Origin of the sequence: Providencia sp. Je.9.19 (assembly GCF_051129765.1) — a bacterium.
Lineage (GTDB): Bacteria > Pseudomonadota > Gammaproteobacteria > Enterobacterales > Enterobacteriaceae > Providencia.
In genome coordinates this window covers 653,210-678,909 of the sequence record NZ_JBCPSS010000002.1, presented here as the reverse complement: position 1 = coordinate 678,909, position 25,700 = coordinate 653,210, and the positions used below count along the sequence as shown (strand labels likewise).

Here is a 25,700-nt window from a genome sequence, read left to right as displayed (position 1 = left end):
GCACTTTTAAGCGATTCCTACTAAGCGATTTGTACAATTCTCGCTTTTTGGCAAAGTGCAATAGTATCTAAATGTGGTTTAAGTACCGCTTCCATCTCCGCAAATGATGTACCATAAAAATAGAATGCGGTTTCTGTTGGACCATCCCATACACTATGAATGCTACCTATATCTTCAACTGCTTCATCAAGTGTATCAAACACTTCATTGATATCACCATTCTCATAAACTTCATCCGATAATTCAGTGCCGTTAAAATAAAGCGCTAAACCTTCGTCAGTACCAAAATCAATTTTAGTATCTTCACCATGAATAAATAAGCGGGAACCTTTTGGCGCTAACATTGAAGTAAAAAGCTGAATAATTAAACTAATGTTTTCATCATTAGCATCAGCTAAAGCCAACTCAATATCACATTCTTGCGCTTCACCATTATCTGATAATAAGGTTCCACCACCAGTAACATGAATATTCTTTTCCATACCTTTCATGACTTCATCAATTGCATCTTCTAAGTCAGCACGACGCTCTGGGTCAAGCCTAGCATTAAGCGTTACCGTCACTGCGGTCATTTCTTGTGGGTTATCCATATAATTACCTTCAACTCATTATTATTAAATTTTAAAAATCCGCTCAATATCATGAATAAGCAAATTAAAAGAATCGATTATCTTACTCTATATGATCCAAAATCCATGTAAGAAAAAACAAAGCTAATCCAAGGAGAATAGAGGCTAACTAACGCTACTTTATCAATAATCCTGTGACGTTGAATATGACGTATATAATTGTAAAGCAAGACCACTACGCCGTTTTGTCGGTGTCTCAATCGCTCTGCGTAATATTTTAGGACAGCAATAAAGAGATAATTCTTTTTTGGCGCGAGTCATAGCCGTATATACCAGCTCTCGAGTGATCACCGGAGAATATATCTTAGGTAAAACTAATGCAGTATGAGCAAATTCTGAACCTTGAGATTTATGTACTGTCATCACATAAGCCGTTTCATGTGATGGTAAGCGATTCGGTTGAATACCTCTTATAATGCCATCCGGAAATTGGAAATAGGCTCTAAGAGCACCTTCTTCATCAGGTAAAATAATACCTATATCACCATTAAATAATCCAAGCGGACTATCATTTCGGTTGATCATAATTGGCCGACCTGCATAGTGTTTATTAAACTTGTTAAACGGTCGAGTAATAAGCCCTTGTCTATGCAATAGTTTTTCGAGTTTATCATTAAGTCCGACAACGCCATAAGGTCCTTCTCTTAGCGCTGTGAGTAAACGATACTCACTAAATTTATTCAAAATATCTTCAGCTGTATTACCAGCTTTCACAGATAATAAATACTCTTGATAAAACTGAGATGCATCGAGCAATATTTGAACATAATCTTCTTGAGTATCTTGCACATAATTATGTACATCAGGTAATTGTTCATTGAGAAGCTTTAGCGCATGTTTAGCATTCCCTTCATTAACAGCAAAAGATAGCTGCCCAATTCCTGATTGCGCTGAAAAGCGATAACTTTTCCTTAATAAGCACAGGCTATCTCGAATAATAGGCCCTTCATTTGCACTAAAATCAGTCAAAGAATATCCAGTAAGATATGTCAGTTGTGATGCGCGTTCAGAGCTATATCCAACATTAGAAAAGCGACAGATATCTCCCAGTACAGCACCCGCCTCAACGGAGGCTAACTGATCTTTATCACCTAAAAAGATCAACCTCGCTTCCGGAGGTAGCGCTTCAATTAGTTTGCCCATCATCGGTAAATCAACCATTGAGGCCTCATCTATAATCAAAATATCTAGCGCTAAATGATTATCTCGATGATAGCGAAATTGCTGACTTTCAGGCTGTGCCCCTAATAAGCGATGTAGTGTTTTGGCTTGATTTGGTAAAATCTTACGTTCATCGTCAGTTAGAGGCATAAATTTCATCGCCTCGCCCAAGGATTGAGTTAATCTTGCTGCTGCTTTACCTGTTGGAGCAGCAAGTTCAATCCTAATATGCCCTTCATGTTTATTTTCTAACTTGATTAGTGCTGCTAAAATACGAGCAACCGTTGTTGTTTTACCCGTTCCTGGCCCACCAGAAATAACAGAAACTTTACTTGTTACCGCAACAGCCGCAGCAACTTTCTGCCAATCAATTTCATTACCTGAATCAATTTCATTACCTGAATCAATTTCAGGGAATAAATCATTTAAAATAGCCTTAACTTTATCGCTATCACTATGAGTCATAGAAGTTTGTGAAAAATATTCAGCAACGCATTGCTCATGCTGCCACATACGTTGAAAATATAAATAATCTCCAGACAAAACTAACGGTGTTATTTTATTATCTGCCGCTAAAGAGATAGGTTTTGCATCTTTAACTGATTGATAAATAGAATCTTCATCAGGATTTCCCATAGCATGCCAAAATTCAGCTGCAATTTCAGGATGACGCCCTGCGAATAATGAATTAGCGGACACATCAGATAGGGCTAAACAAACGTTACCCGCCATCGTTTCAGCACTTAACAAGGCGGCTAGCATTAATAGAATAGGGCTTTTATCATCAGCAATACTATAAGCAAATTGAACATCAAGTGGGGTAAATAAGTGCCCTTCAATACCTTTATTAAAGAGTTCTTTCATCATCACTGCCCCCTATCTTGTGCATCGCGAAACAGTTGGTCAAACTCATTGATAAAATCTAATAACGGGCGATGGAAAAAAATGCCATTCTTAGACTCGGCACTATCAATTCCTCTCAAGAATAAATAATAAACACCACCAAAATGCTGTTCATAATCATAGTCAGGGAGCCTCTGCTTGAGATAACGATGCAACGCTAATGAATACAACTGATATTGGAGGTCATATCGATGATCAATCATGGCTTCAGACATTGCCTCTGGCGTATAGCAAGATGCGTCCTCACCAAGGTAATTTGATTTATAATCAAGTAGATAAAACTTACCATTCCAAAAAAATGTTAAATCAATAAATCCCTTTAAGATCCCCTGAACCTTGTCAAAACTCAAAGGTGGACAATTCGCTGATAACAGATCGTATTTATGCGCTATTTGGTCAATATCTCTGGCATCTAATAAGGTTTCAATTGGTAAATAAAATTGCATTTCGTCAAGCTGGTCTTGAGGCTGTAAAGCAGATAAACATAATCCATCATTTGCCAGTGGTGCGTTGACGATTGCATCCAACCAAGTTTGCAGCATAGGAGCCCATTGGCAATCAAAACCAGAAGCTTCGAGCTGTTCAGTTAACCATTCTAAAGGCACTTCTTGAGAGAAATTAATTTCTTCCATTAAGCTATGTAAAAATGTACCCGGTGATGCCCCCTTTGGAAATTGATGTGCCGTTAACGCTATTTCATTAGTTTCTTGTTGCTCTACGTCAATACTGGCTTCAATATCCATTTTTGGAGCAAGTGAGCTTGCAAATTGTATCGCTGAAATAGTTTGTTCCGCTTCTGTATGACCTGCGTTATAACTTAAGCCTGAATAACTCGTAACTCGCCAATGATCATCAAAATAGCGAGAGACTTGTCTTGCCACTAATTTTTCATTTTCATTTTTATTTAGTGATAAGCGCTTAAACTCAGGCGAATTAATAATAGTGACATCAATAGTTTCATTACTTATTTCGTTCAACATACTTTTTAAGAGTGAACTATCTCCTGCTTGCCCTTTTTGCAATAAAAAACCAAGAGCAGATAGATGTAAATCAGTCTCACCACTTTTCTTACGATTACCTTTAATCAGTGGAGCAATACCCACACTACAATGGTAAATTGCTCGAGTCAGAGCGACATAAAGTAATCGTAAATCTTCTGCCAAACGCTCTTCATCTGCTAAAGCGACATTTTCATCAGTATCATCTAAGTCTAATCTTGTACCGTAATCATTCCTGTCGTGATAAAGCCCTTTTGACTGTGGTAAAAAATTACTAGCAAAAGGTAACCAAACAATTTTATATTCCAACCCTTTCGATTTATGAATTGTACTAATTTGTACAAGATGTTTATCACTTTCAAGACGCATTTGTTGTACATCAGATTGATGGTCAGGATGTGCAATTTGTTGTGCTAACCAACGCGTAAGTGTGTGCTCACCTTCAAGTTGAAGAGACATCTCCTGCAATAATTCTCCCATATGCATGATGTCCATCAAACGGCGTTCGCCTTCAAGCCCTGATAGTAAAGTTTCAGCAATATGGCGCTCCGCCATAACCACTCGTAGCATTGGAAGTATCCCTCGTTTATGCCAAATCGTTGCATAACGAGTAAATTCATCTACTAATTTTTCCCATGCTTTTTCGTTATTATTCAGTTCATCGATTTCTCTCGCATTCAACCCAAACATACCTGTTGCTAATGCACTACGTAGCACTCGCTCCTTTTCAGGAGTCATGACAGCTTGCAGTAACCAAAGCAGATCTCTGGCTTCCTGAGTAGAAAAAACGCTTTCTCTATTAGACTGAAACACGGAAGGTATATTTAATCGATTCAAGGCATCACGAATCAATACGGCCTCTCTACGGCTACGAACGAGTACTGTAATATCTGAGGCGGCCACAGGGGTTCTGTGATTTTCTTTATTCAAAAAATAAGTATTACCTTGCAATCCCCCCTGCAAATATTGAGCAATTTGTACGGCGCATTGCTGAGCAATTGCTTGCTCATATTCAGCAACGGAAACAGCTTCGGCATCTAATTGCCAAAAAGTTAATGCTTTAACATTGTTACCATCATTGACAAACTTCTTACCTAAATTGTTTGGTGCGAAATTAACAGGCTGAAAAGGAATTTGTTCAAAGATAAAGGGAGAATCACAATGGCTAAAAAGAAAATTAACTGCCTCAACCATATTCTGAGATGAGCGATAGTTTGTTTCTAACGTATAGTGAGCACTAACTTGTTTTTTAGCTTCAATGTAGGTAAAAATATCTGCGCCACGAAAAGCATAGATAGCCTGTTTTGGATCGCCAATAAATAGCAATGCACTGTTATCAACGTCTTGGTATATTCGCTGAAAAATACGATATTGCTGAGGATCTGTATCCTGAAATTCATCAATCATAGCAACAGGAAAACGTCGGCTAATTGCATCGGCAAGAAATTTTCCACTATCTTGTTTTAATGCATTATCTAACCGAGTGAGTAAATCATCAAATCCCATTTCTCCCCGACGATGCTTTTCATGAGCAATAGTTTGTCTTACTTGTGTAATAGCTAAGGGAATAACCAGATCTTTTATTGTAAGGGATTGCCCAAGCAGCCCTTCTATTTGCTCAAAAACAATATGTTCAGGACCTGAACCACTTTTTGATTTTTCATGTAAAACAGATTGAGAGAAACGAATTAAATCTTTAGGAAGTTGATAGTCCTCAGTGGCTTCCCCAGACCATTGGCTTATTTTCACCAACCAACTTGGTAGAAAACGAGAGCTATAGCTGCGTTTATCAACATCAGAATCAGTTATTAATTTTTCAAAATCAGCAACATTTGATATCCATGATGATTTAACGGACTCAATTAATGAAATAAGTCGAGAATGACGTTCTTCCAGCGTTTCTGACTGTTTTGGTTGATTTATAATTAATGGGATATCACCTTGTAAAAAGGTACAGATCTCCGCTAAAAGAGCTTCAGGACCATTCCATTGTGACTGCACGACCTTAGTTAATGAATAATCGAGAGGATAAAAATGGCGACGCCAAAAATCAGCACAAGCTTGTTTTTGAATAGGAAATTCATCCTTAATCATAGTTTGTTCAAATAACACCCCTGATTCAAAGGCATTATTAACAAGCATTCTCTGACAAAAACCATGAATAGTATAAATAGCCGCTTCATCCATCTGACGTTCAGCGGCTAGTAACCAGTTTGCTGCAAACTCTCTTTGTTCTTGTTCGGGTAATTGATTTAACAGCTCGATATATTCAGGTTTAGATTCAAAACCAACACCGTTTCTTAAACAAGCCAAACGCATTTCATGAATTCGTTCACGAATACGCCCTCGTAATTCATTAGTTGCAGCCTCTGTAAAGGTAACAACTAAGATTTCTTCGACACTAAGTGGCCTTGGAAAAGAGTTATCACCTCCAAGGTCTAACAAAAGACGCAGATAAAGTATCCCTATTGTATAAGTTTTGCCTGTACCAGCTGATGCTTCTATTAATCTTTGGCCTTGCAAAGGCAATGAAAAAGCATCTAGTAATTGGGAACTCATCTGCGTTTTACTCACTCAGCATCTTCCTTTATAGGCAAAATCTTTTGTAATTCTGTAGCATTAGGATAAAGCACCCAGTCTTTTAACTGCGCATACCCTGTTTTTGCATTTACGCCTTGACCAATAACCTGAGAGGTTAATGCTAAGCCTTGGTGTTTCATCACCGCTTTGTCGTAATAAGCAATAACTTGAGCTTGTGTAACACTACTTAGCGCAGCTAAAACTTTTTCACGGGTATCGAAACTAAAAATATTACGAGAAAAATCAGAAGAATAACGCCCAACTTCTTCATAGAAAGTTTGTGGAGGCTGATTCATTTCTGTAATCATCGATTGTTTATACTGCTCAAATTCATCAGCAGGTAGTTTCTTTAATTTATCTAACGCTAAAGCATAAAACTCTTGGTAACGAGTATTAAGATAATCTGGCGATTTCACATTACTTTGTAATAAGAAACCGATTCCCCATTGATCACCTAATCCAGCTTTAAAGGTAAATACAGCATAACCGAGCTGCTCGTTGGTTCGGAGTTGATCATAAAACCATGGTTGAATAATTTTAGATAAAATACCGGACAATACCGCACCTTCAATACGGTTATAACCATCAGGAATAAAGATCTCTGCTAACGCATTATCTGAACTATTCCCTTGTTTATGAAAATCGGCTAAATAGTTTTTATCAATGACAACAATATCTCCGCGCCACCAATTTTTACCCTTACTATTGAGTAAATCTTTCGCCTTTTTTATCGTCTCAATACTTTGCTGCTCGGTTAAATTACCCACTACGATAGCTTGCAAGGCCGCACTTTCTACAACTAAAGAACGATAATCAGTGATATCTTTCAACGAGATAGTATCAAGTACTGCTAACCTTTGTTCTTGCTCAAAATAAGGTACGCTATTAATACGTTGGAGCGGTTGCATTGCCAGTTCATAAGCTTTCGCGTTATTTGATACTTCTATTTGTTCTTTATACCAAGACTTCGCTTGAACCAGTTCTCTTTGCGTTGGTTCAAAAGTTAAATAGAGCTTCGTCATGGATAAAAATAACTCAGGTAGATGCTGCGTATAACCGCTAGCATTAAGCTGCAAACCACCACCTTGAGAAACGGATACAGACATGCCAGCAACAGATGCCTGATATTGCAACTCATCCATTTTCAATGAAGATATATATTGCAGTAATGCACTACTAACTTGAGATTTAGCGTCTTTATCACCCTCTTTAGTCCGCAGTGCTAATGTAATATTTGCTTTTGGTTCATCAGCAAAATATTGGCTTGGCATATACAGTACGCGAGTGTTGCCATCTTGATAGATAAATTCGGGATGCTTATAGGCTTTATCTGTTTTAATTAATGACAAATTATCAGCAATATACGGGTTCAATGTAGGCAATCTAAAATCCATTTTCGATTCTAATTGAGTCCACTGCGTAAATTGTTTAGCTGAAATTTTATCTACCTGGTAAGGAGCATCAACAAAGTATGCTTTCTTATTGCTCGGCTCTTGTGGGCTAATAAACCAAATTCTTGCTTCTTTTGCTGTTAGCTCGGCTAATCGTTGTTCAATCGCAGCAGGATCATATTTATCAGCAATATAATCAGAATCAAGTACATGATTAACTGGCATATCAATCATTTGATCAGATAGCCATTCGATATAATTCATATCTCTAACGATAGAGCCATAACGAAACGATAAATTAAGGACATTAGCAATTTCATCAAAATAACTTTTGTTTACGCCATCTTTTTTCAACAAATCAATATAAGCAAAAATTGCAGCTATGATTTGATCTCGCTCTTCTAGTCCTTTATCCGTTAAAGTGACATAAATGGAGAATGAGCCGTAGTTACGGTCAGCGTTTGGTGATGCAGATGCACTAATACCCTCAGCTAGACCTTGCGAAATAAGCCAATCGGCTAGTGTCCCAGGACTACGATTACCAATTAAATAACCGATATATTCATCACTTTTACTACGAAAATCAGCCATATTATTTTTGATACTGAACTCTATTTGAATCGCTTTTTGTGGCTGAGCAGGAACATAATGAATGAAAATACCTTTTTCTTTCTCAGTTACCGCAGGAATATCTATAGAGGGAACACTCGCATTAAAATTAGGAATACGCCCAAAAGTATCTTGTGCAATTTTAGCTAATGAATCAATAGATTGATCGCCATAGAGCACTCCATTCATTAAATTCGCAGAATAATAGCGTTTATAAAAGCTGACCAATTCATCTTGCAACTTGCTATTAGGCTTATCTTTTAATGTTTCTAAATTTCCGCCTGCAAAACGTGAGTTAGGATGTAAGGGATTCAACGTTTCAGAACGCACTTGCCATAGGCGCATTCCATCGCGAGAGCGTGCCATTGTCAGCTCTGCATTTACCGCATTACGTTCTCTATCTGCATTTACAGGGTCAAGTAAAGGTTCTGCTAATGCATCCGCTAGCCTATCTGTAGCTTGCTGCAATGCACTGTTTTCAACTTCAAAATAATATGCAGTACGATGTGATGCAGTGCTAGCATTGTGGCTACCACCATGTTTTTGTAAAAATTCGGAGAAACTACTTGGCTCTGGGTACTTTTTAGAGCCCATTAAGACCATATGCTCTAAATAATGAGCAAGACCTAATTGGTTATCTGGATTATCGATACTACCGACAGGTAACGAAACCGCAGCTAGCGATTTTGTGGCTTTAGGATCCGATACCAATAAAACTGTCATATCATTATTCAGTTTTATTGCCTTGTACTCTCTTGAGTCACTTTCACTTTTATTTATCGTTTCAGGAAGAACTTGCCAAAGTGGTTCAGCTGCAAGTGCATTCCCCCAAAAAAGCAGGGTAAATAAGAAGAATAAGTGAGCGATATTTTTGGATAGACGTAGCATCCTTTAATGCTCTCCCTTTATTTCAAGTATTCTGCCATTGGCAGTAGGAAGCGCTGAGAATTTCTCAGCAGTGTTTGAATCATTGTACTATCAATACTTCTACAAGCCCTCAACACATAATCATCTTCCATTTCGCCTCGCTTCATTGAGCTCCCTTGAAGACTTTGTAATAATGTTGATAATGCTTTTTGTTGCATTTCCTCTGAAGAAAAATCGTACTGTTTTGTTTTTTTATCAAAGCAAGCCGATATCCAGTTCCAGCCACTTTGGTTTAATAGTATTAATGGAGAGTTTTGACCTTCACAGTACCCCAAAACTAAATCTTCTAAGTAATGTAATGCTTCATTTTGTTCGATTTCAGAAAATTGCCAGATACTATTATCACGACCGAGAGCGACACTATTCCCTTTACCAACACGTAAGTTAAATAAAAGATGCTCTATCCATAACTGTACACCATCATTCGCGGTTAAATAGGCAGGACGATAACGCAGTAAACCATTTTCTTGTACATTCTTCAGAAGTCCACTTATTTTAATTCCATTAATTTCAATATCAATTTGATAATCAAACTGTTGAGCTTCATGCTCTTTTACTTTTTCAGCTAAAGGAATAACTTCGTCTAATTGTTGTTCCCAGAATAATTGGCCAAACTGCTTAGCAGGTAATTGACCAGAAGCTTTAAGCGCTTGATAAAAAGGGGTCGGATTTTCGTCTTTAACCAATAAATCTAAAATACGATCATTGATTTTATAACGTTGTAATCTTCCCAATATAAATGGTTCATCTTCAGGTAATTCAGTTTCTTCAATCGAAAAATGCACTTTAAGACGTTGCTGAAAAAATGCTCTGATTGGATGCCGATAAAAACGCAATAATTGTTCAAGAGATATTTCTGTTATTGGCTCTCGTTCATCAAGCGGGATACAAAATGGTTTTTCTTCTTTACTTGTTGTATTTGCTGCCGGTAACCATTCGTTCGCAAAACTTTGATAAGAAGTTTCAGGAATAAAGTTTTCTTTAGCAAAAGGAACTCTATTATGTTGAATAACCAAATGTTGTATTAATCGCTTAGCACTTTCATCAATATTGAGATGATTATCACCTACTAAGCAAAAACTCTGACTAATGTAATCAAGTAATTCAGTAACAAGAACTGATGGATTGCAAGGTTGATTATCACGAATAGACAAGCCGATATAGCTAATATATAGCTGTCTAGCGGCAGAGTTTAATGCCTCTAAAAATAAATAGCGGTCATCATCTCGGCGTTTTCTATCACCTCTGGCAGGCTTCTCCGACATTAAATCAAAGCCTAAAGGTGGAATACTGCGAGGATAAGCGCCATCGTTCATACCTAGCAGACAAACAACTTTAAATGGAACTGAACGCATTGGCATTAATGTACAAAAATTTACAGCTCCCGCAAGAAATCGCTGACTGATTTTTTCATCATCAAAACAAATTGAAAGTTCATCACGAATTAAGCCCAAAGGTACGGTTTCTTGATAACCAGAAATTAAAGCATTGTCGATAATTTTATGCCACTGCTCAGTCACTAGTGCCAATACAAGTTCAGTATCGCCATCAACCATAAAGCAACTGTCAATAAGTTGTCGGCAAACATCTTTCCATTGTTCAAGAGTACGCTCTTGCTCCAGTAAGGTACGCCAACCTTTTAATGTATCGACTAATAATGCTAGCTTTCCTGCTAATTGTGCGGCTAATCCGCTACATTCATCATAAGGTAAAATACCATTCCAAGGCCCATTTCGGCTATCCATAGCATAACCCAAGAGCATTCTACTTAAGCCAAACTCCCAAGTGTTCTGTCCAATCACTGGCAAGGCTAAAGACCGAACATTATCGTCATCAAGCCCCCAGCGGATACCTGATTCATTGACCCAACGGCGTAATAAGCTTAATTCACTTTCATCAATACCAAAGCGTGCAGAAAAAGCAGATACTTCAAGTAATGTGAGTACTTGCTCCGTTGAGAATCGGCTTTGTGGTAAATCAAGTAACATGATAAATGCCTGCAAGATGGGATGAGCTTGCAACGCTTTTCTATCTGAAATAGAAAATGGAATATAACGGGCAGAAGCAGTATTACCAAAAACCGCTTGAATATAAGGAGCATAGCTATCAATGTCAGCGACCATCACAATGATATCTCTTGGTGTTAAATCAGCATCTTGCTCAAATAGCGCTAGCAATCTATCTTGTAACACTTCAACTTCCCGTTGAGCGCTATGACATGAGTGAAACGTCACAGACTCATCCAAGTCGCTTATAGGTCGTTTGTCTTCACTGCTTTCAAAACTTTCTATCGTTTTACCTAACTGAGAGTGATCTTCTAGATCTAAAATATCCTGCTGTAAATTTGCTAAAATGCTATCCCGAGTTATGTCGACAAAAGCTGAAATTTCATTTGTACCTTCTACTTGAGAAATAAAGTAAAGGTTATCTCGCCCTAACTTTCCCCATGATGCGAGCAGAGGATTAATAACATCTTGCTCTCCATCTTCATTAAATAAATTTTGCGCATGTTCCTCGATTTTAAAACGAGAGACTTCATGTTTATCAAGATAATGGCGTAATTTTCGCTGTTTTAACTTCGACAAAAATGAATGACTTTGAATATCGCCCCAATAATAGCGACAGGGATTCGTAAACATGAGGTGTATATCTGTATGTTCTGCAATCGCATTTAAAGCTTGTAAATAAACAGGAGGTAATGAGGCAATACCACAAATAAAAATACGTTTAGGAAGAGCATGACCTAACGAAGGATTCGCTGATAGTTTTTCAATAAAACTTTGGTAAAGATTTGCACGATGCCAAGGTGACTGTTCTAACTTATTTGTATAATCAACAAGGCACTGCCATAATCTTTTCTGCCATAACTGATTCTGGCTTAACCCTTCAATTAATTCATTTTTTCGCCATTTCTCCACCCATTCCGGCCGATAAACTAAATATTGGTCAAATAAATCGGCAACTCTCCCCGCCAATTGATGTAACTTTCGTTTATCTGTATCTTGTTGAAGATAATGTCTTAAAGGTTCAAACTCATCTTCACCAATGACTTCAGGTAAAATAGTCATTAGCTTCCAAGTCATCGCTTGTTTGGTATAAGCACTTTCTTTAGGAATATCAGGTAATACACGACGAAACATATCCCAGATAAAAGTTGCAGGTAAAGGGTAATTGATATTTGCAGCTATCCCAAAGCGTTTAGCTAATTCAATTTGCAGCCACTGAGACATACCAGGACTTTGTACTAAAACAATTTCTTGTTCAAAAGGATGAGAAAGTGGTTCATTCTCCATTAAATGAGCAATCAACTCTTTTAATAGATCTAATTGATTAGAATGATAAACCTGAAACATATCCCTCTCCTATTGTATTCAATCAGCGACTATACAAAACCAACGATTTAAAGAAAACTGTTGTGTATCAATTATTAAGGCCATAATAGATTCAGTGCATTTATCCCCTTTTGATGATAACGTTTCTGCTACCTGCCAATTAGGATAAAGTTGTTCTGTATTTACAGATGTAATTTCTATAAAAGAAGCTTTTCGCTCCAATGCACTTTGTAACATCCTTATTGCCGTTGAACTTTGATATATCTGATTAAAATTCAATGTGATATATTGAGTATAGTTTAGCAGAGCTATCAGTAGGATAGCAAAAACAACCACGGCAATCATTGACTCAATTAAAGCAAAACCCTGTTGCTTTATTTTCACAGACAAAATCCTTTTTTCTCAACGATACAGTAATCAAGCCAACCTTTTTCACGTATTTTAATTTTCTGTGAACCTGAAATCGAAGTTACCCATCTATAAACTTTGATTTGCTCCCCTTGCTTGAAATCACTTTTACCTAATAAAACAAAATTGTTACCTTTCACATGCCTTAAACAACTGCTCCAACCCTGCGTTGTTTCTTTTTGGCACTCCCAATATGTTTTTCTAGACGTACTTAGCTTCCATGATTGTAGCAACCCCCACGAAAGTGCGGATTCTGCATGATTAAAAGCTTCAAGGTATTTAGTTTCATTATAGAGTTCATCCCGTGCCCGCTCTTGATAGTAATGTAATGCTTTAAGTAGTAATAAACCCATTGTCATTAATACAACAACCATGATTAACGCAACATTCCCTTTTTGTGCATTTTTCTTTGTCATTGCAAATTCCTAATCATAACAGCTGTTCGATAAGTAAATATTTTCTTAGGCAACAACTTGGTTTCCACGCTAATAATCATCTCAAGTAATGCATTTGCTTCATTCCAATGAAACTGTAATTGATTAACTGTTATTAGTTTTGCATCAAATAATGATTGCCAGCGAGTTCCATTACAATCATTCACATTACGGTTAGACTCTAATTTATTTCCATTTAACCTGTACCCAAAAAAATCTGAATCAATTTTTTTCGATTTACGATTAATCCATTTACCAGATAAATCTTGGTCATAGGCAAAAATAATACATGAATTAGGGTATCGACTTAAAAGTTTAGACTCAATTCTAATTGCTTTTCCTTGGCAAGATAGGCTACTGCAATATCCAATTCGCCTAAAATCTTTCTCCATATTGATAAGCACTTGTTTTACATCTTTATCAATCTGATATTGAAAATATGACTGATAAATTTGTTTGAACAATGTTGGAATAGTACTCATAACCGCAATACAAATAACACTGCTAATAGCCATTGCTACAAGCATTTCAATCAAAGAAAAGCCCAACTCTAAATTTGATCTTTTCACAGAAGAAAAGCTTAGCATCGTGGAATTCCCACCATTTTCTGTTTACTACACCCTCTCAATCGCCCAATTGCTGACAGGTAAATAATAATAGCTTCATTTTCATTTTGTAATTCGATGCTAAAAGCATGACTTGTTCCTTGCTTACCATAAAGGTCAATTGAAGTACGAGTTGTTTTTTTTATACCAATCCCTTCAAGTTTTGAATCGCTTAGTCTGCTAATTTCTTTTCCTGTAGCTACATTATTAACAACCAAATTCCAACGTCCTTGATCATTATTAACCTGCAAAACTCGATGTTGATTAAGGTATATTCCTTCCATCAAATTACTATAAATAAACCCTGCTACTTGTCTTGCGGCATCAATTAAGCGAAATCGCTGTAATTGTTGTTGCCAGTTATATAACGCAGGAAGTACGACTAAAGAACAAATAAATAAAACTACTAAAATTTCAATCAAAGTAAAACCATTTTGCCGGCTATTAACTTCAACTCTCATTGATTCCTTTACTCCCATATTTATGAATAATCAGCGTAGTGACGCCTTGATATTGACAAAAAAATATCATGCCACTAGCAATCACATTCGAATTTACGAAGCGCTTCCCAACAAAATAAAAATCTTGCAACCAACAGGTGCATGTTTGGGAAGCGCTTCGCAAAAAATAAGTTAAGGAAAATAAATTTATTAATTTTTTCTAGAAGAAATGAAAATATGAATTGAGTAACAAGCAGAGTTTAAATTTAAGCAAATTAAAAGCTTACTTATTCGTATTTTTCACTACTAATACCATGAAATAAAAGGAGAACCATATAAATACTGAAGGATGATGAGGTATTACAAAGAAGTAAAGCTGAGGGGTGCTGTAACAAATAACAACACCCAAGTTCTTTAAAAATTAGGTAACTTAGACTGTAAATGGATATTTAATTGCTTCGTGGCATTGATATCCGTCTAAAATGAAATCATCGGTACTCACCCATGTTTCAAGATCCTCTAACGTTTTAATTTGAGGATTAATCGTTAATGACGGTAATGCAAAAGGCTCACGTTTTAGTTGAACATCTCGCATCAAAGGTAATTGATTTTCATAAATATGTGCATTTACAATTTTATGATATGCCTTGCCTGCTTTATGTCCAGTAATTCGAGCCATTAATGCCAACAAAACGAAACATTGAACTTGATTAAAATTCAATCCAAGTGGCACATCACAACTACGTTGATATGACGTTAAATGTAAAGTGTCACCCAATAGTGAAAATGTATGGGTGTGCATACATGGACGTAAGCAGCCCATTTCAAATTCACCAGGATTATAAAATGTAATTATTTCCGCACGATCATCAATGCCATTTTTCAGGTTATTGACTACTTTTTTCAGCTGATCAACATATGAACCATCTGGACGTTGCCAAGAACGGCCTTGAACACCATATACACGTCCCATATCATCCTCACCTTTGCGATGAGAATTGTTTAACCATGCTTGGTTTTCATTTGCATTTGCATTCCAAGTATTACAACCGATTTCACGAAATTGAGCTGCATTATCATAACCACGCAAATAACCGATTAATTCTGCAATAGCCGCCTTATAAAAACTTTTACGGGTTGTAATAAGTGGGAATTGATTATTACCAACGTCATATTCAAGGTCTGCATTGATAACAGTTAAACAACGCACTCCGGTGCGCTTATTCTCAATCCACTGTCCTTCGTCAATAATACGTTGGCACAACTCAAGATATGGCTTCATAGTCGCTCTCTTGCTTTACGGGTTGATACTAAGCCAATAGCATCAACCTTAATTTATTAATTTACTTACTTTTCGCAGCCGTATTTTCAGGTTTATGTGCAGGAATATTTTTACCGTATTTATAAGCCCACAGAATCATCAATACGCCTGCTATTATCATTGGCACTGAAAGTATTTGCCCCATACTAATGCCACCAAATAAACCTAATTGGGCATCGGGTTGCCTAAAGAACTCAACAATAATACGAAATGCGCCATAACCTATGAGGAATAAACCAGACACACTTCCCATTGGACGAGGTTTACGCACAAATAAGTTAAGAATAAGGAACAACACTATGCCTTCTAAAGCCATCTCATAAAGTTGAGATGGATGCCTCGGTAGAACACCATATTGTTCTAAGATAGGCATTAAAGAAGGGTCTTGTATCGCAAGTTGAATATCTTCACTTCGTGAACGAGGAAACAGAAATGCCCAAGGTGTATCAAGAGTAACGCGCCCCCATAATTCCCCATTAATAAAGTTTCCGATACGCCCCATACCAAGCCCAAAAGGAATTAATGGCGCAACAAAATCAGCAACTTGTAAAAATCGACGTCGAGTACGATGAGCAAACCACATCATGGCGCAGATAACACCAATGAGCCCACCATGGAATGACATTCCACCATCCCAAACTTTAAATAAATAAAGAGGGTCATCAAGAAATACAGGTAAATTATAGAAGAAAACGTAACCTAAACGTCCACCAACAAACACACCGACGAAACCTATATAAAGTAGATTTTCAACTTCGTTTTTTGTCCATCCGCTATTAGGTTTATTAGCTCGACGACCGGCAAGCCATAGGGCAAAAACAAAACCTACGAGGTACATAAAACCATACCAATGAAGCGAGACTGGCCCTATTGAGAACATCACGGGATCAATTTCGGGTAATGCTAAATAGCTGATGCTCATCGTTCCCCACTTTAAATTGTTAAGCTAAAATCATAGCGCATCATAACACAGGGTTATCACATATAAATAACATAGAAAAACGGATTAAATTCCACCACGGACAAATCCACCGAGACCATTTTTCTCCATAAACTCACTTGTTTTTAGTCTAACGCTGTCACTTGTTTCTGCCCTCAGCAGGGCTAAAGCTAATTCAGACATAAGTTCTGGATCAAGTTGCCGAATTAAATATTTCATTCGAGGAACGCTTCTACCACTCATACTTAATGAACGATAACCTAAGGCAATCAATACCATTGCACTCAGTGGCTGACCGGCCATTTCACCGCATACACTGATTGGCATGTTAAGACGACGACACTCTTCATAAACCATTGCTAAAAAACGCACAACGGCGGGATGAAGATTATCATATAGCGTTGCTACATGCGTATTATTACGGTCAACAGCAAGTAAATATTGTGTAAAATCATTTGTACCTATCGATATGAAATCAACTCGTTTTTTTAATTCAGGCAATAAAAATAGTAATGATGGGACTTCAAGCATCACACCAACTTGTGGCATTTTAATAGGCTGATGAAGTAAATTACTTACTTCATCTCTAGCCCTATTTATCAAAATAATAGCTTCATCAACCTCATCAATACTGGTGATCATCGGTAATAAAATCCGTAAATTACCCACAGCATGATCAGCGCGCAACATCGCTCTTAATTGAATAAGAAATATTTCTGGTTGATCTAACATGATACGAATACCACGCCAACCTAGGCTCGGATTTTCTTCACTAATAGGCATATAAGGAAGTTGTTTATCAGCACCAATATCCAGCGTTCTTAGTACTACGGGCTTAGTTGGAAAGAGCTCAAGCACTTCTTGGTACATTTGCTTTTGTTCATCTTCTGATGGAAAACCATTATGCAGCATGAATGGAAGTTCAGTTCGATACAAACCAACACCATCAACACCCATATTGATTTGCTGCTCATAACGAGGACTCAATCCAGCATTAAGATAAATATTAACTTGGTCGCCATTTTTTAAAATAGCATCTTGCTCTAAAGTGCCTTCTGCTAAACGACTTAAAACATTTTCTTCTTCAATAATCTGCTGGTATTCCTGAGCAATTAAATTCTCAGGCTCAATAAATACTTCTCCACGATAACCATCTAGAATCAAAAGACGGTTATGCAGTAATGAGGGTTCAACATCAGCCCCCATAATGGCTGGGATCCCCATAGCACGAATAAGAATTGCCGAATGGGAATGTGTTGCACCATCGCGCACAATGACACCCGCTAATTGCTCAAACGGCAATTCGGCAAGCACACTGGCACTAAGTTCATCAGCAACTAATATAAAACGCTCAGGCCACTGATTTATTGGTGTTAACGAATCATCAAGATGAAAAAGTAAGCGTTGACCTAATGCTCTGAGATCAGTACCACGCTCTCGAAGATACAGATCACGTAAACGTGAAAATTGTTCAACATAATCCTCAATAACCGTTTTGACAGCCCATTCGGCTACCGCGCCTTGCTCAATAGATGTGAATAAATTCTTTTTAAGTTGAGGATCATTAAGCAAATGATTATACAAATCAAAAATGGCTGCACTTTCTTTTGATGAATTCGCCATAAAGCGTTTGCTAATACGACGACATTCCGCCGCTGCACTCTCAAGAGCGCTTATTAGCCTTTGTTTTTCATCATCTTTATTGATAGCACTGGCTTCACAAACACTATCAAAAGATGGTTGTGAATTATCTTGCCAGCCATACGCCATTGCAATTCCCTGAGAGACAGGAATCGCTTTTATTCGACTTTGCCTGTATTGACCAAAAACACCTTTTGCTTGAGCTTGCGATAAAATTACGGCGAGTTGCATAGATAACGTCACCATAAAAGACTCTTCGGTTTCGTTAAATAAACGTTTCTCTTTCTGCTGTACAACCAATACACCTAAGAGTTGGCGACGGTAAACGACAGGAACGCCAAGAAAAGCCTTAAGCTGGCCTTCCTTTAATTGGGGGAGATATTTATATTGAGGATGCTCACGGATATCCGCTAAATTGAGCATTTCAGATTGGCGGCCAACAGCACCAACTACACCTTCATCGAATCCAAGACGAATAGCAATCCCGCGGGGCTTTTTCAACCCACGGGTTGCCATTAAATAATAACATTGGCGAGGATGATCTGCTAAGTAGATAGAACACACATCGGTCCTCATCGCTTTGCAAGTTTCATTCACCAAAATTTCAAGTGCTTCGGTCAAACTTGTTGCCATAGCGACTTTTTCAACAATATCACGCAAACGCGTCAACATAGACTTACTTAGCTCCACGCCTACGGTTATTAAAAACAGGTCGTTGTGGTAATTTCTGTTCCTGTAAAGGCATTACAATTGGAGCAAATTCTTTCATTACGCGACGATAAACTTCACGTTTAAAAGAAACTACCTGCCTAACAGGATACCAATAACTGACCCATCGCCAGCCATCAAATTCTGGCGATTTACTGCGCTGCACGTTTATATCAGCTTCATTGCATTGTAATTGTAGTAAAAACCAACGCTGTTTTTGCCCGATACAAACAGGTTTTGTATCCCAACGCACCAAACGCTTGGGTAATTTGTAACGTAACCAGTTACGGGTAGATGCTAATAACCTAACATCTTTACGCTGTAGCCCGACTTCTTCGTATAATTCACGATACATTGCCTGTTCAGGAGACTCCCCAGGATTGATACCTCCTTGAGGGAATTGCCATGAATGCTGACCATAGCGGCGAGCCCATAAAACCTGCCCTTGCCGATTACAAATTACAATTCCTACATTCGGGCGGTAGCCATCATCATCGATCACTAGACTACCTCAATAACCAAATTTGAAAGATACCCCAATTGTTTCACACATACCCTAACTGGTAAACCTATATCAATACAGTTTGCAGATATGTCTGAAGTCACTACAATAGTAAGCGTCTCAACGGGGTGCCTAAATATATTTGGCTGAGAAATAACCCGTAGAACCTGATCCGGCTAATACCGGCGTAGGGATTTGAGCTACCGCCTGTAAACACAGCGCGGTTCCCCCTCAAATCCTGTGTATTTTTATTTTTAGCGCAGGAAAACAAATGTTTAAAAATAAGCTTTTTACCTATCTTATCGCTTTAAATGTACTGACTTTTGCACATTTATCATGGGCAGAGAAACCGACATTAACTATTTACACCTATGATTCATTTGCAGCTGAATGGGGCCCTGGACCTCAAATCAAAAAGAGTTTTGAAGCTCAATGTGATTGTGAATTAAAATTAGTCTCGCTAGGCGATGGTGTTTCTTTACTTAACCGCTTGCGAATGGAAGGTAAAAAAAGCAAAGCCGATATCATTTTAGGTTTAGATAACAACCTAATTGATTCTGCCGAAAAAACCGGATTATTTGCACCAGCAGACATAAGTACCGATGCCCTCAAGCTACCCATTGAATGGAATAACCCAATTTTTATTCCCTATGATTATGGCTACTTTGCATTTATTTATGACACCAATAAAATCAAACAACCGCCAAAAAGCATGAATGAATTATTAACAAGCAAAAATAACTGGAAAATTATTTATCAGGACCCCCGCACTAGCACTCCAGGATTAGGTTTAATGTTATGGATTGAAAAACTGTATGGCGATAAATCTGCTGATGCATGGAAAAACATGGCAGGGAAAACCCTTACCGTGACTAAAGGTTGGAGCGAAGCATACGGCCTATTCTTAAAGGGTGAAGGGGATTTTGTACTAAGCTATACCGCATCGCCTGGGTATCAAATGCTTAATGATAATAAAGATAATTATGCTGCTGCTTTATTTGATGAAGGGCATTATATGCAGATTGAAGTTGCGGCTAGACTTAAAAATAGTCCACAACCTGAGCTGGCTAAACAATTCCTAAAATTCATGTTAACACCTGAATTTCAAAACACCTTACCAACAACCAACTGGATGTATCCGGTAACTGATGTTCCATTACCGGATGTCTATAACCGGTTACCACTACCCAAAAAATCACTGCAATTTAGTGCGCAAGAAGTCGCCAAAGAACGTCAATCATGGACTCGTTTATGGCAAAGCGCCGTCAGTCGTTAATTAACTCATCACTGTTACCGGGAGTACTAGCTTCCGGTTTATTAGTGGCGGTTGCATCACTAGCCTTCGGTGCGCTATGGCACTTTGCACCCGAAATTGCCATTGATGAGATCATAAATGACAGCTATTTATGGCATGTGATTGGCTTTACCTTTTGGCAAGCCTTTTTATCTGCAATTTTCTCTGTACTCCCTGCTATTTTACTTGCAAGAGCTCTTTATCGAAGGCGATTTTTTGGTAGAACACTATTTATTCGCTTATGTGCCATGACATTGGTACTGCCTGTTCTTGTCGCTGTCTTTGGTATTCTCTCCATATATGGACAAACAGGCTGGCTAGCAAAACTATGCCAATTATTTGGTTTAGAATATACTTTTTCGCCTTATGGCTTAAAGGGCATTTTACTCGCTCACATTTTTTTTAATATGCCGTTAGCGACTCGAATGCTATTACAGTCATTAGAAAATATTGCTATCGAACAACGTCAAAGTGCAGCGCAATTAGGCTTTAATGAGTGGCAACAATTTACTATCTTAGAATGGCCTTATTTACGTAGGCAAATTCTACCTACTGCATCATTAATATTTATGTTGTGCTTTGCCAGCTTTGCAACAGTATTAGCCTTAGGCGGCGGTCCTGCGGCGACTACCATCGAATTGGCTATATATCAGTCTCTCAGTTACGACTTTGATCTTGGCCGAGCAACAATACTCGCTTTAATTCAGCTTTTTTTCTGTGTTGGCTTAATGTTTATATGCCAAAAAATAAACAATTTATTCTCTGTTGGCTTTAGTCACCAAACTCATTGGTACGATCCTGCTGATAATTTATTTCGCCGTCTCCGTGATGCTTTATTAATTATTGCTGCGATGTTGCTATTACTTCCACCACTTTTGGCCGTTATTTTTGATGGTTTAAACGGTCAGTTAATCTCTGTTTTTAGCCAATCAGCACTATGGCAAGCGACCTCAACATCATTAATTATTGCGCTTTGCGCTGGATTACTTTGTGTACTATTAACATTAATGCTGCTTTGGAGCAGCCGAGAGCTTCGATTACGCCAAGCTATTAGGATTGGTCAAGCCATAGAACTTAGTGGCTTAATTATCCTAGCTATGCCAGGTATTGTTCTTGCTACTGGTTTTTTCATCTTTTTTAATGAAACTATTGGGATACCAGAGTCTCCTTACGCATTGGTAATTATGACGAACGCCTTACTCGCTATTCCTTATGCCCTCAAAGTACTCGAAAACCCAATGAGAGATATTGCTGAGCGCTATAACCCGCTTTGCCAATCTTTGGCTATCAGTGGGTTTAAACGTTTTAGAATAATAGAGTTAAAAGCACTCAAGAAACCCATAGCACAAGCGTTAGCCTTTGCTTGTGTCATATCCATTGGCGATTTTGGCGTTGTCGCTCTATTTGGAAATGAGGATTTTCGTACACTTCCTTATTATCTTTATCAACAAATTGGGGCTTATCGTACTAACGATGGCGCAGTGACCGCAATGCTATTGTTATTATTGTGTTTTTGTTTATTTAGCTTGCTCGAACGTATCTCAGGAAAAAATAATGATTAAATTAACTAAACTGGATTACCAGTACGATAACCTGAATATGTATTTTGATTTTGCGGCCGAGGCTGGTGAAAGGATTGCCGTAATGGGGCCAAGTGGTGCAGGTAAAAGTACCTTATTAAGTCTGATTAGTGGTTTTCAATTTGCCCAAAATGGGACTATCCAATTAAATGGTTATGATCATAGCGCTACCCCACCAGCTAAGCGCCCTGTTTCGATGCTATTTCAAGAGAATAATTTATTTGCTCATTTAACTGTTAGGCAAAATATTGGACTTGGTCTGTACCCAAGCTTACGATTAAAAAAAGATCAAATTCAGCAAATTGAAGAGATGGCAGAACAAGTCAGCCTAAGCCCCCACCTTGATAGGCTTCCAGCCCAATTATCGGGAGGACAACGTCAACGAGCAGCCCTTGCACGTTGTCTGATTCGCAACCAACCTATTTTGTTGTTAGACGAACCGTTTTCAGCACTAGACCCTGCACTTCGTAACGAAATGCTCTCGCTACTAGACGAAATTTGTTCAGCAAAAGAAATCACATTAATAATGGTTTCACATAATATTGAAGATACGCTGAAAATAGCACCAAGAACCTTAGTTATTTCAGAGGGTAAAATTGCCTATGATGGTAGTACTACTCAGCTATTACAAGGAAATAACCCTGCATCCAAACTGCTTGGGGTCACACCTTAACCCAACAAAAAACACTGTATAAAAACCCACTAATGATGTATATTAAGACTGCCGATAATTTCAACGAGTAAGCTAATGCCTCAACCCATGTCCCCTGCTGAAAAAGGCTTTATTCTTAGCCGTCACTGGAGAGATACCCGTCAGGGTGTTGAGGTCAGCTATTGGTTACTTACCGATAATCGTCCCCGTAAAATCACAGTACCTTATCAGCAAGCTATTGGTTTTTTATCTGAATCTAAATTGCCTATTGTTCGCCACCTTTTAGATGAGCAACCCAATGTTTCTTATCGACTCATTGAGTTAGCGGATTTTCAACGTGAAAAAGTCTACGCCATTTATTGCCATCAATACCGGCAATTACAGAATCTTGAAAAAAATTGTCTGGAGCTAGGTGTTGAGTTACTTGAAACAGACATTCGCCCCTGTGAACGCTACCTCATGGAACGCTTCATAACAGCTCCTGTCTGGTTTTCGCGTAATTCACAAGGTGAATATCAACTAAAACCTTGCGATGAATACCGTCCCATCATTAAAGCCGTATCACTCGATATAGAAACTAGCCAATATGGTGAACTTTACTCAATCGGTTTATCGGGCTGCAATGATAGCGTGGTATTTATGTTAGGCCCTGATCAAGGCCCTTCATTAAATTCGGATCATCGTTTAGTTTACGTTGATAGCAGACCAAAACTACTCGATAAACTTAACGAATGGATGCAACAGTATGATCCCGATGCCATCATTGGCTGGAATTTAATTCAGTTCGACTTACAGGTTCTACAAAAACATGCACTACGCTATGGGATCCCACTATTATTTGGTCGTCAAGGACAAAAACTGGAATGGCGCGAACATGGCTTTAAACAAGGCGTTTTTTTTGCTTCCGCACAAGGACGTCTTATCATTGATGGAATTGATGCATTAAAAGCGGCGACATGGAACTTTTCGTCATTCAGTTTAGAGTTTGTAGCTCAACAATTACTGGGGGAAGGAAAAGCTATTGATACCCCTTATGACCGAATGGATGAAATTAACCGCCGCTTTGCAGATGATAAACCCGCACTCGCACACTACAATATTCAAGACTGTATCTTAGTTCATCGAATTTTTGAAAAAACAGATTTAATGGCATTCTTACAAGAACGCTCAAATGTAACGGGGCTTGCCACAGATAGAATGGGCGGTTCAGTGGCTGCTTTTTCACATTTATATATTCCACGATTGCATCGCCTTGGTTTTGTTGCACCTAATTTAACAGAACAAAAACAGCAGCTTAATCCGGGTGGTTTTGTAATGGACTCACAGCCTGGGCTGTATGATTCAGTTTTGGTTCTAGATTATAAAAGCCTTTACCCGTCGATAATTCGTACTTTTTTGATAGATCCGGCAGGAATGATCGAAGGACTCGCTCACCCAGACCAACAGCACTCTGTTTCAGGTTTTCGTAACGCATGGTTCTCACGTTCTGTACATTGTTTGCCCAGTATTGTTAGTCACATTTGGCAAGAAAGAGATAAAGCTAAAAAAGAACATAATGCCCCACTTTCTCAAGCACTAAAAATCATTATGAATGCATTTGCTGGAGTGCTTGGTGCTGAAGGTTGCCGTTTTTTTGACCCGCGCCTAACCGCTTCGATTACAATACGTGGACACGAGATAATGCGTATCACTAAACAGCTAATTGAATCTCAGGGTTATCAAGTGATCTACGGTGATACTGATTCCACTTTTGTCTGGTTACGAGAAGCCCATACAGAAGAACAAGCACAAAAAATTGGTTATAACCTACGTGATTACGTCAATGACTGGTGGGTAAAGCATTTACACGATGAATGGCAACTCGATGGTGTTTTGGAATTAGAGTATGAAACTCACTATCGACGTTTTTTAATGCCAACGATACGAGGTGCTGAAATGGGCAGTAAAAAGCGTTATGCAGGGCTCAGTAAAGACACCATGATATTTAAAGGGCTAGAAACCATTCGCTCAGACTGGACTCCACTGGCTCAGATTTTCCAAAAAGAACTTTATTCACGAATTTTTCATCGATTACCCTACCGCGAGTTTATTCTTGAATATGTCCAAGCAATTCGTTTAGGCCGTTATGATGATCGCTTAGTTTATCGTAAGCGCTTACGCCGAAAACTGTCGGATTATCAACGCAATGTACCACCACATGTAAGAGCAGCACGACAGGCCGATGAGTATAATTTGAAACTACAGCGACCGCAGCAGTATCAAAATGGGGGCTGGATAAGCTATATTATTACGCAAGCAGGACCAGAACCACTTGAAATTGTCACTGCCCGCCCTGATTATGAACATTATATAGCCAAGCAAATCAAACCAATTGCGGATGCCATTTTACCATTCTTACAAGATGACTTTGACGCGATATCAACCGGACAAATTACACTTTTATTTTAAATGTTTAATGCCTTTATTTTAAACCCACAACGCTTTTATTTTAAGCAATTGACAGTATTCTTTATAACATTGACGTTTTTTAACAGGTGACGATAGGCCTCGCTTGAATTAATATAACGCCCCTTTGATATCTCGCACTTCACTACTACACAGTTTAACGAGAGAATCAACTATACTACCGAAATTCAATGCTTGTG

General features: G+C 38.2%; 17 protein-coding genes and 1 riboswitch. Of the genes, 4 read left to right on the top strand and 13 right to left on the bottom strand.

What is annotated here, in order from left to right; all coding sequences use genetic code 11:
• Window positions 1-20: 20 nt before the first annotated feature.
• The 13 genes from AAZR93_RS12285 to rppH form a co-directional block, all read right to left on the bottom strand.
• The gene (locus tag AAZR93_RS12285; RefSeq protein ID WP_294349767.1) at window positions 21-590 is read right to left on the bottom strand and encodes a hypothetical protein; all 570 of its coding nucleotides are present in this window, start codon (window positions 588-590) and stop codon (window positions 21-23) included.
• 162 nt (window positions 591-752) lie between these two features.
• Window positions 753-2,654: an exodeoxyribonuclease V subunit alpha gene (recD, locus tag AAZR93_RS12280; RefSeq protein ID WP_434719995.1), complete on the bottom strand. Its 1,902-nt coding sequence runs from the start codon at window positions 2,652-2,654 to the stop codon at window positions 753-755.
• A 2-nt stretch (window positions 2,655-2,656) separates the two neighbouring features.
• Window positions 2,657-6,265, bottom strand: a complete 3,609-nt coding sequence (gene recB / locus AAZR93_RS12275) for an exodeoxyribonuclease V subunit beta (protein WP_434719956.1) — start codon at window positions 6,263-6,265, stop codon at window positions 2,657-2,659.
• Window positions 6,262-9,159, bottom strand: a complete 2,898-nt coding sequence (gene ptrA / locus AAZR93_RS12270; RefSeq protein WP_434719955.1) for a pitrilysin — start codon at window positions 9,157-9,159, stop codon at window positions 6,262-6,264. The genes recB and ptrA overlap by 4 nt, the downstream gene beginning before the upstream one ends.
• A gap of 17 nt (window positions 9,160-9,176) precedes the next feature.
• Window positions 9,177-12,551, bottom strand: a complete 3,375-nt coding sequence (recC, locus tag AAZR93_RS12265; protein ID WP_434719954.1) for an exodeoxyribonuclease V subunit gamma — start codon at window positions 12,549-12,551, stop codon at window positions 9,177-9,179.
• A gap of 18 nt (window positions 12,552-12,569) precedes the next feature.
• Entirely contained in the window at window positions 12,570-12,914 is a 345-nt protein-coding gene (locus AAZR93_RS12260) for a type IV pilus modification PilV family protein (protein ID WP_336430505.1), read from the bottom strand.
• Window positions 12,911-13,354, bottom strand: a complete 444-nt coding sequence (locus AAZR93_RS12255; protein ID WP_336430503.1) for a YgdB family protein — start codon at window positions 13,352-13,354, stop codon at window positions 12,911-12,913. Before AAZR93_RS12255 ends, AAZR93_RS12260 begins: the two co-directional genes overlap by 4 nt.
• Window positions 13,351-13,959 (bottom strand): prepilin peptidase-dependent protein, encoded by a 609-nt coding sequence (locus tag AAZR93_RS12250; RefSeq protein ID WP_434719953.1) that lies wholly within the window; start codon window positions 13,957-13,959, stop codon window positions 13,351-13,353. The genes AAZR93_RS12255 and AAZR93_RS12250 overlap by 4 nt, the downstream gene beginning before the upstream one ends.
• On the bottom strand, window positions 13,953-14,438 hold the full coding sequence (locus tag AAZR93_RS12245) for a prepilin-type N-terminal cleavage/methylation domain-containing protein (RefSeq protein ID WP_434719952.1): 486 nt from the start codon (window positions 14,436-14,438) through the stop codon (window positions 13,953-13,955). The genes AAZR93_RS12250 and AAZR93_RS12245 overlap by 7 nt, the downstream gene beginning before the upstream one ends.
• A gap of 409 nt (window positions 14,439-14,847) precedes the next feature.
• Window positions 14,848-15,699, bottom strand: a complete 852-nt coding sequence (locus AAZR93_RS12240; RefSeq protein WP_434719951.1) for a thymidylate synthase — start codon at window positions 15,697-15,699, stop codon at window positions 14,848-14,850.
• Window positions 15,700-15,760: 61 nt separating this feature from the next.
• On the bottom strand, window positions 15,761-16,660 hold the full coding sequence (gene lgt / locus AAZR93_RS12235) for a prolipoprotein diacylglyceryl transferase (RefSeq protein WP_434719950.1): 900 nt from the start codon (window positions 16,658-16,660) through the stop codon (window positions 15,761-15,763).
• Window positions 16,661-16,744: 84 nt separating this feature from the next.
• Window positions 16,745-18,991, bottom strand: a complete 2,247-nt coding sequence (gene ptsP, locus AAZR93_RS12230; protein WP_434719949.1) for a phosphoenolpyruvate--protein phosphotransferase — start codon at window positions 18,989-18,991, stop codon at window positions 16,745-16,747.
• 4 nt (window positions 18,992-18,995) lie between these two features.
• The gene (rppH, locus tag AAZR93_RS12225) at window positions 18,996-19,529 is read right to left on the bottom strand and encodes an RNA pyrophosphohydrolase (protein ID WP_294106815.1); all 534 of its coding nucleotides are present in this window, start codon (window positions 19,527-19,529) and stop codon (window positions 18,996-18,998) included.
• 114 nt (window positions 19,530-19,643) lie between these two features.
• A riboswitch (TPP riboswitch) is annotated at window positions 19,644-19,741 on the top strand.
• Between the two features lie 59 nt (window positions 19,742-19,800).
• Here rppH and thiB point away from each other — a divergent pair.
• The 4 genes from thiB to AAZR93_RS12205 all read left to right on the top strand — a co-directional run bounded on the left by thiB (window position 19,801) and on the right by AAZR93_RS12205 (window position 25,503).
• The gene (gene thiB, locus AAZR93_RS12220) at window positions 19,801-20,805 is read left to right on the top strand and encodes a thiamine ABC transporter substrate binding subunit (RefSeq protein WP_434719948.1); all 1,005 of its coding nucleotides are present in this window, start codon (window positions 19,801-19,803) and stop codon (window positions 20,803-20,805) included.
• Window positions 20,781-22,385, top strand: a complete 1,605-nt coding sequence (thiP, locus tag AAZR93_RS12215; protein WP_434719947.1) for a thiamine/thiamine pyrophosphate ABC transporter permease ThiP — start codon at window positions 20,781-20,783, stop codon at window positions 22,383-22,385. The genes thiB and thiP overlap by 25 nt, the downstream gene beginning before the upstream one ends.
• Window positions 22,378-23,076 carry a thiamine ABC transporter ATP-binding protein ThiQ gene (thiQ, locus tag AAZR93_RS12210; protein ID WP_434719946.1) on the top strand — a complete coding sequence of 233 codons (699 nt, stop codon included), beginning with the start codon at window positions 22,378-22,380 and terminating at the stop codon, window positions 23,074-23,076. Before thiP ends, thiQ begins: the two co-directional genes overlap by 8 nt.
• Before the next feature lie 75 nt (window positions 23,077-23,151).
• A complete protein-coding gene (locus tag AAZR93_RS12205) occupies window positions 23,152-25,503 on the top strand; it encodes a DNA polymerase II (RefSeq protein WP_434719945.1) in 2,352 nt (783 codons plus the stop codon).
• The last annotated feature ends 197 nt before the right edge of the window (window positions 25,504-25,700 follow it).